This window comes from Lentibacillus sp. (genome assembly GCF_035301675.1).
GTDB lineage: Bacteria > Bacillota > Bacilli > Bacillales > Amphibacillaceae > Lentibacillus.
This window is the reverse complement of sequence record NZ_DATGTT010000004.1, coordinates 1-9,581: the sequence shown is the minus strand read 5'-3', so window position 1 is coordinate 9,581 and position 9,581 is coordinate 1. Positions and strand designations below refer to the sequence as shown.

Annotated in this window: 9 protein-coding genes; 1 reads left to right on the top strand and 8 read right to left on the bottom strand. The window is 44.7% G+C overall.

The window, feature by feature from the left end; all coding sequences use genetic code 11:
* The 8 genes from VK097_RS00475 to VK097_RS00440 form a co-directional block, all read right to left on the bottom strand.
* On the bottom strand, positions 1-663 hold a 663-nt coding region (locus VK097_RS00475), incomplete at its 3' end, for a hypothetical protein (RefSeq protein WP_324209832.1).
* Between the two features lie 71 nt (positions 664-734).
* On the bottom strand, positions 735-1,517 hold the full coding sequence (locus tag VK097_RS00470; protein WP_324209831.1) for a carbon-nitrogen family hydrolase: 783 nt from the start codon (positions 1,515-1,517) through the stop codon (positions 735-737).
* A gap of 224 nt (positions 1,518-1,741) precedes the next feature.
* Positions 1,742-2,518 carry an ABC transporter permease gene (locus VK097_RS00465; RefSeq protein WP_324209830.1) on the bottom strand — a complete coding sequence of 259 codons (777 nt, stop codon included), beginning with the start codon at positions 2,516-2,518 and terminating at the stop codon, positions 1,742-1,744.
* Positions 2,515-3,468: an ABC transporter ATP-binding protein gene (locus VK097_RS00460; RefSeq protein ID WP_324209829.1), complete on the bottom strand. Its 954-nt coding sequence runs from the start codon at positions 3,466-3,468 to the stop codon at positions 2,515-2,517. Before VK097_RS00460 ends, VK097_RS00465 begins: the two co-directional genes overlap by 4 nt.
* A gap of 411 nt (positions 3,469-3,879) precedes the next feature.
* Positions 3,880-4,233 (bottom strand): DUF779 domain-containing protein, encoded by a 354-nt coding sequence (locus VK097_RS00455; protein WP_324209828.1) that lies wholly within the window; start codon positions 4,231-4,233, stop codon positions 3,880-3,882.
* Positions 4,234-4,308: 75 nt separating this feature from the next.
* Positions 4,309-5,829: an acetaldehyde dehydrogenase ExaC gene (exaC, locus tag VK097_RS00450; protein ID WP_324209827.1), complete on the bottom strand. Its 1,521-nt coding sequence runs from the start codon at positions 5,827-5,829 to the stop codon at positions 4,309-4,311.
* A 279-nt stretch (positions 5,830-6,108) separates the two neighbouring features.
* Complete coding sequence (locus VK097_RS00445; RefSeq protein WP_324209826.1) at positions 6,109-6,294, bottom strand: cold-shock protein; 186 nt, start codon at positions 6,292-6,294, stop codon at positions 6,109-6,111.
* A 123-nt stretch (positions 6,295-6,417) separates the two neighbouring features.
* The gene (locus VK097_RS00440; RefSeq protein ID WP_324209825.1) at positions 6,418-7,152 is read right to left on the bottom strand and encodes a Cof-type HAD-IIB family hydrolase; all 735 of its coding nucleotides are present in this window, start codon (positions 7,150-7,152) and stop codon (positions 6,418-6,420) included.
* Positions 7,153-7,426: 274 nt separating this feature from the next.
* Here VK097_RS00440 and VK097_RS00435 point away from each other — a divergent pair, with 274 nt between their 5' ends.
* Positions 7,427-9,085 (top strand): SLC13 family permease, encoded by a 1,659-nt coding sequence (locus tag VK097_RS00435; protein WP_324209824.1) that lies wholly within the window; start codon positions 7,427-7,429, stop codon positions 9,083-9,085.
* The last annotated feature ends 496 nt before the right edge of the window (positions 9,086-9,581 follow it).

Genomic DNA, 9,581 nt, shown 5'->3' with positions numbered 1-9,581 from the left:
TCCGTGGTCTGCACATGCAGCAGCAACTTTTTTCATGAATACAGATTTCCCTGTACCGGCACGCCCTTTAATATAATAGACATTTTTTATCCCGGTGATGAGCTGCGGCACAACATTCACAACACCATCGGCCGTATTTGTGCCAAAAAGTCTTGTGTATGTGTGCGCCGTGCGGTTCTTTTTTTGTATGTTGTTAAGCAGATCATCGATGAATTGCTCCGAAAATGCATCTGCATGGTCCAGATCCATCTGATTAATATATATGTCTTCGAGGTCATCGTGAATTTTCAGACCTTCTGCAAAGCAGTCGTAAGCTTGTTGTGTGAGGCGGTTGACCTCAGATAGTTCCTGTTCCTCAACTGGAAAAGACTCCACAAGATTAAATGTTTCGGTTCTTGAGGTGGCAATCTTTTCGTCAAGGAAAGCCAATGACTTGTTCCGGATGATGATACCGTCAAGATAGTCACCACCAAGAGAACTTTGGAGAATCTCAAGATCATCATATTTACACAAATTTGCCAGTTGCTTAATTACGGTCGTTTTAAGTGCAGCAGACGGATGCTGTAACACTACGATTTTATTAATGTTATGCAGGTTTGTGTCAAGATGTTTTACCAGACCTTCCGCTGTGTTGCCGGTGACGTAGTATTGCAAGTTAAACACTTCCTTTTAAAAAATATAACACTACTGCCTATTTAATTTATGCATCTTTAAAAGGATTTGTGATACATATATCAATACCATTCTACTCGTCTATCCTGAAAGATTGGTATCCGCTTCCGTACGTCATCCACCTTATCCAAATCGATCTCAGCCAGCACCATCTTCTCTTCATCGCCGCCTTCTGTAACAATTCCGCCCCATGGATCCACGGCAAGCGACATGCCCCCGAATTCGTTATTCGGATCGGAGCCTACCCGGTTGCAGGCGACAATATAACATTGATTTTCAATTGCACGTGCCTGCAGCAATGCACGCCAATGATTGATGCGAGGCTTTGGCCACTCCGCCACAACATACATCACTTTCGCACCATTGACCGCTGATTTCCGCACCCATTCCGGAAAGCGGATGTCATAACAGATGAATCCGGCCGATGGGACGCCATCCAATTCAAAATCCGCCTCATCCTGTCCCTCGACAAGATGCAGGTGCTCATCCATCAGCTGAAACAAGTGCAGTTTGCTGTACTTATGGACGAGCTCGCCATTCCGATTAATCACCAGCATCGTATTTTTCATGCCATCCTTGCTATTCTCAGCAACAGAGCCGCCTATGATTGTGACATTGTGCTGTTTAGCCAAATCGCTTAAAAACTCTGTTGTCGCATGTGCATCTTTATCAGCAAGCACATCCAGCCGTTCCAGATCATAGCCGGTATCCCACAGTTCCGGCAGCACAACAATATCCGCACCTGACTGAACCGCATCCATCACCCACTTATTGACACGGGCAAAATTTACTTTCGGATCACCATACGTCACATCCATCTGAATCAGTGCAACTTTATTCCTCATATCAGCAGATACCTCCTAAAAAATCAAATTCCTCTATCCCTATAATCGAACCAAATTCGGAAAAAGGGGCATGAAATAACAAAATTTATTTATTAAAACCATGCCCCCAAATCACCTCTCAATTCGATTGTAGTATAAACAGAAAAATAAAACATCTATCATACTTGAAATCTGCCGGTGCCATGAAAAAATCGTCATCCCAAACAGGAACAACGATTTTCTCCTTAATAATGGCCAAGCAGCCCTTTTTTCATCGCATGTTTTTCACACGCGATATAAAAAGTGAAGCCAATTATTCCATAAACAATTGTATTGCCGATTAGCCAGGCGTAATCACTCATTGAAAAATCGGCCAGCGTATAGCCATTAATCATAATTTGCCGCGTCATATCAACGCCTTTGACAAATGGTGCGGCAACCATGTAGGGCGCAACAGAAAGCGGAACGAATGTGAGACCGGCAACAATAAATTGCAGGATTTGCAAAAATGCATTGATTTGTTTAAAAATAAGTGCCATTCCAGCTACAATAAAACTCGTCCCGATCATACCGGCTAATGTCAGCACCAGAATCGGGAAAATGGATACCGGGTTTAAATTAAGCCATTCTCCCGCTGTCACCATGGATAAAAACAGCAGTCCAATCACCAGGACAAAGTGATTAAAAATTGTGCCCAGCAATCTTGAAAGGAGTATTTTCCATGGTTTGACTGGGGACATGAAGAGCTGCTCCAGTGTTCCCTTCATGGCCTCATCAGATATCGTCCAGCCAATCGACTGCAAGGTCATCATGCCAAAATACCAAAAAATATAATTCACAATCACATACTGTGTATTGGTGCTTGCCTGTGCCGGGTCGCCGATTACCTGGATCCCGAACATCATCGCGACAAAAATGATATAAAAGGTCAGCAGCAGACTGATTGTATTAGCTTTATATCGTTTGAGTTCTACATATTCCATCAAAGTGTTGACCCTGAGGACATTCCAAAATGCTGTCATGATGCTACCCCCTCGTTAACCAGCTTGCGGAACACTTGTTCAAAATTAATTTCGGTTTGGTTGATCGTTTCAATTGGCGTTTGATTTTGTTTTAAAATTTCCATCAGCTTAAAAATATCCTGTTCTTGCTCGAGATTAACCTCCAGCATCTGTGCCTGCCAGTGATGAATCGGAAACTGTGCCGAAAGCATCGCTTGCTGTTCATCAGTGAGCATTTCCTTTAATTCAATCCGGTAAGCACTAGTTTCAAACAGCCTTAATAATTGACTAACATGTTCATCCGCGATCACTTTCCCGTCATTGATGATGACCGTCCGTTCACATAAGTCTTGCACAACCGGCATGTCGTGCGTACTGATAATGATTGTTTTGCCTTGTTCTTTTGCAATTTTACGCAATAGATCGCGCACTTCATAGCCTGTCTCGACATCAAGCCCCAATGTCGGTTCATCCAGCAGAATCACCTCTGTATCAGCGAGCATAGCAACCGAAATCGCAAGCTTTTGCTGCATTCCGCGAGACAGGTTATTTACCAATTCGTCTTTTTTGTCCTGCAATTGGAATAAGCTGAGAAGTTCTTCTGCTTGTCTGTGAATCTCCTTTTTAGAGACACCGCGATTACCGGCAAAATAGACAAGATTTTCAAACACAGTCAGCCGCCAGTACAAGTTGCGATTCCCTTCCAGGACTGCACTGATATGACATAGAGCTTTACCGCGGTCTTTGATGCTGTCAAACCCGTTAATTGTTACTGAGCCCTGGTCCTGAACAAGCAATCCGCAGATCGTTTTAATCGTCGTCGTCTTTCCGGCTCCATTCGGACCGAGCAGCCCGACAATCTCACCTTTACCTACTTCAAATGAAACATCATTGACAGCTGTAAAAATTTGTTTGGATTTTCGCTTTTTGTAAGATTTATGAATGCCGTTTACTGAGATGATTGATTCCATCTTATTGCCCCCCTGATTACTTGATATCTTTAAGTATACAGACTTTTTCTAATAATGCATCAGTCATCTGGAGTTTTAATTATCAGCCTTGAGACTGATGAAGATCTGGACTTAAGGTTTGGCAGAGGTCGTGCTGGGGCTCGTTTTTCGGGAGGAAGTTTTTCGTTTAGGGAAGAAGATTCTAATCTCGGGCTGAAGTTTGGAATTTCGGGAAGAAGTTTTGATCTTCGGGCTGAAGTTTTCCCTTCTCGGGCTGAAGTTTACGCTCTCGGGAGCAAGTTTGGTTTTTCCGGCACATGTTTCCTTTTTCACGCCCATGTTTCAGCATTCCAGCACATATTTATGGTTTGCGCTAAAAATGATAGGATATCAAAAAAATCCATGCAGCGACGTGCCTGCATGGATTTTTCCTCAATTCAATGCTCTCCGCTCCTCTTCACTGAACACCCTGGACCTTGTTAAGAATCGTTTTCCTTCCGGGCCTTCCAGTGAAAACATACCACCGCGTCCATCAACAGCGTCGATGATCAGCTGCGTGTGCTTCCAGTACTCATACTGATCTTTTGACATATAGAAAGGTGTTTCACCAATTTCCCCGAGAAGAACGTCTGACTCACCGATTCGAAATTCGCCCCTCGGATAGCACATTGGCGAACTGCCATCACAGCATCCGCCTGATTGATGAAACATGAGCGGCCCGTGAGTTTCTTCCAAGGTGTCGATCAGTTTCAGTGCTTCATCAGTTGCTGTTACACGTTCGACCATTTTTCACACCCTTTCATAACTGTATTGACATTATGCAGATAATCCCGAAGTGTCGTTTTTAGGCCAACCCAAGCGTTAAAACAGCCCTGCCGGATCTTCGCTGTAACTGATTAATAGATTCTTCGTCTGCTGATAATGGTCAAGCATCATCAGGTGATTTTCGCGGCCGATACCGGATTTTTTATAACCGCCAAACGCAGCATGTGCCGGATACTGATGGTAGCAGTTCGTCCAGATACGGCCAGCTTCAATACCACGGCCAAAGCGATAGGCTGTATTGATGTTCCGTGTCCATACGCCGGCCCCCAGCCCATAAAGTGTGTCATTGGCGACTTCCATTGCATCGTCATCATCTTTAAACGTCGTGACGGCAAGCACCGGGCCAAAGATTTCTTCCTGGAAAATGCGCATTTTATTGTCGCCTTTGAATATGGTCGGCTCAATATAATAACCTTCTTCCATATCGCCATCCAGCTTGTTGACCCCGCCGCCTGCAAGCACTTCGGCACCTTCCTGTTTCCCGATATCCAAATATGATTTGATTTTTTCCATTTGCTCCTGTGAAGCCTGAGCACCCATCATGGTCTCGGTATCAAGCGGGTGTCCAATCTTGATTTCATTAACTCGCTTAATGGCCCGCTCCATGAACTCATCATAAATGGATTCATGAACCAGTGCGCGTGATGGGCACGTGCAAACTTCACCCTGGTTCAGAGCAAACATGACAAGACCTTCAATCGCTTTATCCAGGAATCCATCATCTTTGTCCATAACGTCTGGGAAGAAAATATTTGGTGATTTTCCGCCTAGTTCAAGCGTTACCGGAATAATATTTTCTGATGCGTACTGCATGATCAGTCGGCCTGTCGTAGTTTCACCGGTAAAGGCAACTTTTGAAATCCGACTGTTGGAGGCAATTGGCTTGCCCGCCTCAACTCCAAACCCGTTCACGATGTTAAGAACGCCCGGCGGAAGAAGATCTTTAATCAGATCAAGCAGAACGTGAATCGATGCTGGCGTTTGCTCAGCGGGTTTCAATACGACACAGTTCCCCGTTGCGAGCGCTGGTGCCAGTTTCCACGTTGCCATTAAAATAGGGAAGTTCCATGGAATGATTTGCCCGACAACACCAAGCGGTTCATGGAAATGATAGGCTACTGTATCATTATCGATCTGGCTGATGCCGCCTTCCTGTGCCCGGATCGCTCCGGCAAAATAACGGAAGTGATCCACCGCAAGCGGAATATCAGCCGCAAGCCCTTCTCTGACGGCCTTTCCGTTATCCCATGTTTCCGCAATAGCCAACATTTCAAGATTTTCTTCCATCCGGTCTGCAATCTTATTTAAAATATTCGCGCGTTCCGCTACAGGTGTCTTCGCCCATGCATCCTTGGCGGCATATCCTGCATCAACCGCCGCTTGCACATCTTCTTTCGTCGATCTTGCCAACTCACAAAAGACTTTCCCTGTCACAGGACTGACGTTTTCGAAGTACTTTCCGTTCGTCGGCGGACGGTACTCCCCGCCAATGTAATTGTCATACCGCTCCTGAAAATTAACCTTTGCCCCTTCTGTATTCGGATTTGCATATTTCATCCTGCTATTCCTCCCTTAACTATTGTAATCGCTTACAACTCTGATGAAGGTCTGGATGAATCCTCTGTATCAAATTATACAACTGATTTTGGAATTATTCCACTATTTAATCCTTTACAAATATAAAAATCTGCCTCACTAATACAAACAAGGCAGATTTTTATTCGTTCAGCAGCAGGTTCTGTTATCAGTTTTAAGCCCATTATAAAAAGATGCCTTCCTCAGACACCTTGATTCGGGCGTTCATTCTGATGTTCGTTTTCAGCTTTCATGCCATCTTCAATGTTCCAGTTCCGGCAGAACACGTACTTCTTTTGCCATTGGAGATTGACAAAGCGGACATTCCGGTTCCTCATTAAAACTAAATGATTCCCTCATCCAGCCTGCACAGTCATCATTTTTACATGACCATACTTTTGTTTCCACTTCCGGAATTGATTTTTTTGGTCCACGGGAAAATGACATAACAGCATCCCCTTTCATGATATTATACCAATTATACGCCTTTTCCAATCAATAGTAAAACTTTGCAATTGAAATGGTTGTTACAGTATATGCGCAACACCGGACAAATAGAAGGACAACCGTTTAATCCTGCAGCACAAATTTCTCAATGGCTTTACCAACGCCATCCTGATTGTTTGTATCCGTTATATAATCAGCAACATTTTTAATCGCTTCCTGGGCATTACCCATTGCCACACCAACACCTGCTTCCTGGATCATTTTAATATCATTTAGGCTGTCACCTGCCGCCAGCACATTATCCATCGTTATACCAATTTCCTCACAGACCTTTTTAAGCGCACTTGCTTTGCTGACGCCTTTCGGATTCACCTCGATATTCGTTGGGAGCGAATTCGTCAGTTCAAGGTCATCATAATATGATAGCTCTTTGATTAGGGCATCCAACTTGTCTCTGTCATATGAGTCACAGCCGAATTTAAGCCACTCGTGTGCTGAGAAATTATCCGGTCCTGTTCCATACCACACCTTGTCAGTCGAAATCATCCATGTGCGTAATTCCATATCATTAGCCAATTCCCACATTAACTTGACACGCTCGGGATCAAGCAGGTGGCGCTCTTTCAATTCCTTTTCAACTGTCCAGATTTCACCGCCATTGCAGGTAATCAGGAAAGACGGCAATTTCAGCGACTCGGCATACGGATAGCATGAATTCAGCCAGCGGCCAGTGCTCAGAACAACATGAACATCCTTTGCCAATGCCTGTGCAATTTTTTCTCTATTAAAATCAGAAACAGCTAATTCGCTATTTAACAATGTTCCATCCATATCCAATGCGATTAATTTAATATCCATTCAGACGCTCCTCTTTTGTATCCTAGCCATATATATTAAGGCAAAATTAATCCAATTTACGACTTCATACCAGGTTATTGTAATATAGTTCGTGTTGCTAAGCAATCATTCAAGCTTTGACAAGATTTTTCTTATTAACTGCTTACAAAACCAGTAGGAACAGAAAACAAAATGGTTTGCCCGGTGTTGAATGTTTAATTTATAATGGTGTATAATTTCGATTATTGTTATCGGTTTCATTTTTTTGTTTATTATTTTACAAAGGAGGAACTATATGATTACTGTTGCATGGGACTGGCTATGGGACAAACATGACCAGGCTAAAGACTTGCTGCGTTTTTTTGTGCGGCCGAATGATTCAAAGCTTGGCTCTGCCGGCACGAACCCTAACAGTACCAACACATCCGGCGGCGGGAACGGTGGAAACAATAAACGTTCGTATTCACCTGCTCAATATATCGGGTTGTTTTTAGGACCTATTCTTTTTATACTTACATTATTATTTTTTCAGCCGGAGGGGCTTTCGAGTGCCGGACAAGCTGTACTTTCAAGCACATTGTGGATTGCCGTCTGGTGGATGACCGAAGCAATCCCGATTCCGGTCACATCGCTTCTGCCGATTATTCTTTTCCCGCTGACAGACGGACTGGATATTGATGCGACCACATCATCTTATGGCGATGATACCATCTTTCTTTTCATGGGCGGTTTTATGATCGCACTGGCCATGGAAAAATGGGACCTTCACAGACGGATTGCGCTGACTATTATTTCAGTCATCGGAACCAATACCGAAAGAATCATTCTTGGTTTTATGGTTGCGACCGGATTCCTGTCAATGTGGATATCCAATACCGCTACCGCCATGATGATGGTGCCGATCGGACTTGCCATTATTTATCAGGTTTCCGACCAGTTGAAAGATGATAATTCGATTGATACGTCTGCAGAGAATTTCGGGTTCGGAAAAGCACTCATGCTGGCAATTGCCTATTCCGCTTCTGTCGGAGGTATTTCAACCCTGATCGGCACGCCGCCAAACACCGCACTGGCGGGCGTTGTCAACAATATGTACGGAATTGAGATTTCATTTGCCGGCTGGATGCTGTTCGGCGTACCGGTTGCCTGGGTGTTTATTTTTGTCATATGGTTTTACCTGGTAAAAATTGCATACCCGCAAAAATTGAACCAGCTGCCCGGCGGACGCGAAGTTATCCAGCAACAAAAGAATGATCTTGGCAAAGCTTCTTTTGAAGAAAAAGCTGTGCTAACCGTATTCACGTTTGCAGCTTTAGCATGGATAACCCGCTCATTTGTCCTAACTGAATTTGTGAATGAAAACATCAATGATGCAATTATTGCTATGACCGCAGCAATTATCCTGTTTATCATCCCGGCCAAAAACAAAGAAGGCGATCACTTGCTGGACTGGGATTCAGCTGTCAAACTTCCTTGGGGGATCCTGCTCCTGTTTGGCGGGGGTCTGGCAATCGCCAGCGGATTCACGGAATCAGGACTGTCTGAGTGGATTGGTAACCAGCTTACGATACTGGAAGGTGTCCATCTGTTCATCGTACTGCTTGTCGTAACTGCCATGGTTATTTTCCTGACAGAAATTACCTCAAACACCGCTACAGCCAATATGATGTACCCGATTATGGCTTCACTTGCCGTTGCACTCGGTGTCCATCCGTACACGGCAATGGTAGCTGCGGGTGTCGCTGCATCCAGTGCATTCATGCTGCCTGTAGCAACGCCGCCAAATGCGGTGGTTTTTGGTTCCGGCTATTTGCGGATCCCGGACATGGCCAAAGCAGGGATTGTCCTGAACCTTTTCGGAATCCTGCTCGTCACTGCAGCCATTTACTTCTGGCTCCCTATCGCATGGGGTATTGATCTGACAGAAATTCCGGAAATGATGAAAGACAACTGATAAAAAACCAGGAAGCCGTTCATGCTTAGCGGCTTCCTGGTTTTTATTGTGATATAAGAAAGCATAAATTTTTGGCTCTACGAATGTTTTATCAAAAATTGTCACGTCCGGCTCCAGCGCTAAAGCTGCAGCGTGACTTCCTTCACCTCCGACCGATAAGTCAACAGCGATTCCAGAAGTCCAAGGAAGGCCGACTAAACCCGGGCTTTGCGCCCAACGTCGGCATACCCCCTATGAGGGGGCATGTTTCCTTTATCTCCTACAGCCAGTGGAGCAGATCGGCTAAAACCGCCGGGATGCGCGGCAACGCCGACCCACCTGCGACGCTGAGCGCAGTTCGTACGTCGCTAAACGGGCGCCCCGAGTCTTTGTTCTTGTTAAGAAACTATAAATTCCGTGGTTATGGATAATTTTGTGATTCTGCGGCGGGATTGGGGGTTGAGGAAGGTGAGGAGGTTGAGCAATTTGCGCAAGGTTGGTGGATATCGCGCAGCTC

What these genes read in the sequence shown, in the direction of transcription:
- exaC (WP_324209827.1), bottom strand. Translation starts at nt 5,829, where the DNA reads ATGAAATATGCAAATCCGAATACAGAAGGGGCAAAGGTTAATTTTCAG.
- VK097_RS00460 (WP_324209829.1), bottom strand. Translation starts at nt 3,468, where the DNA reads ATGGAATCAATCATCTCAGTAAACGGCATTCATAAATCTTACAAAAAG.
- VK097_RS00435 (WP_324209824.1), top strand. Translation starts at nt 7,427, where the DNA reads ATGATTACTGTTGCATGGGACTGGCTATGGGACAAACATGACCAGGCT.
- VK097_RS00465 (WP_324209830.1), bottom strand. Translation starts at nt 2,518, where the DNA reads ATGACAGCATTTTGGAATGTCCTCAGGGTCAACACTTTGATGGAATAT.
- VK097_RS00440 (WP_324209825.1), bottom strand. Translation starts at nt 7,152, where the DNA reads ATGGATATTAAATTAATCGCATTGGATATGGATGGAACATTGTTAAAT.
- VK097_RS00455 (WP_324209828.1), bottom strand. Translation starts at nt 4,233, where the DNA reads ATGGTCGAACGTGTAACAGCAACTGATGAAGCACTGAAACTGATCGAC.
- VK097_RS00470 (WP_324209831.1), bottom strand. Translation starts at nt 1,517, where the DNA reads ATGAGGAATAAAGTTGCACTGATTCAGATGGATGTGACGTATGGTGAT.
- VK097_RS00445 (WP_324209826.1), bottom strand. Translation starts at nt 6,294, where the DNA reads ATGTCATTTTCCCGTGGACCAAAAAAATCAATTCCGGAAGTGGAAACA.